Genomic DNA, 834 nt, shown 5'->3' with positions numbered 1-834 from the left:
CACCGCGGAAGCCACCCTCACGGCGATCGCCGCCACGGAAGCCACCCTCACGGCGATCGCCGCCGCGGAAGCCACCCTCACGGCCTTCGCCGCGAGAACCGCCCTCACGGCGATCGCCGCCGAAGCCACCCTCGCGACGCTCCCCACCGCGGAAGCCACCCTCACGGTCGCGGAACCCGCCCGGCCGCGACTCACCGTCACGACGGAAACCGCCCTCACGGCGCTCGCCGCCGAAGCCGCCCTCGCGGCGGTCACCGCGGAAGCCACCGTCGCGCGGGCCGTCGCCGTCGCGGCGGAAGCCGCCCTCACGCGGGCCCGAGCGGAAGCTACCCTCACGACGGTCACCGCCACGGAAGTCCCGGCCCTCGCCGCGCGGGCCGCTGCGGAAGCCACCCTCGCGGGTCTCGCCGTCGCGGCCGTAACCACCGCCGGCGGGCCTGGCGTCGTCCCTGAAGCGGGAGCCACCCTCACGACGGTCACCGCCGCGGTAGCCGCCATCCCGGCCACCGCTGTAACCGCCGCGCTGATCGCGCGACCGGTCGTCGCGGTCGCCCCGGTACGGCGGTCGGTCGTCGCGCCGCGGCGCCGCGCCACGCCGCTCGGCGCGCTCTTCGTAACGACGGGGACGGTCTCCGTCCCGCGGTCCTGAACTCACAGGTACATCCTTCCTGATTGCGCCGCGACCGACGCTACGCAGTCGAGGGCCGACCCTGCTGGGGCGGCCCTCGACTGGAAAGAAGTCCGGCGGTGTCCTACTCTCCCACACCCTCCCGAGTGCAGTACCATCGGCGCTGGAAGGCTTAGCTACCGGGTTCGGAATGTAACCGGGCGTTT

General features: G+C 74.0%; 1 rRNA gene and 1 pseudogene. One reads left to right on the top strand and one right to left on the bottom strand.

What is annotated here, in order from left to right:
* Nucleotides 1-649: pseudogene (locus ACGFIZ_RS27355) on the top strand (hypothetical protein); the annotation flags it as partial.
* 90 nt (nt 650-739) lie between these two features.
* Here ACGFIZ_RS27355 and rrf read toward each other — a convergent pair.
* A 5S ribosomal RNA gene (gene rrf, locus ACGFIZ_RS27350) occupies nt 740-834 on the bottom strand; the annotation flags it as partial.

It is taken from the genome of Micromonospora sp. NPDC048830, assembly GCF_043198215.1.
Taxonomy (GTDB): Bacteria; Actinomycetota; Actinomycetes; order Mycobacteriales; family Micromonosporaceae; genus Micromonospora.
This window is presented reverse-complemented; position numbering and strand designations above follow the sequence as displayed.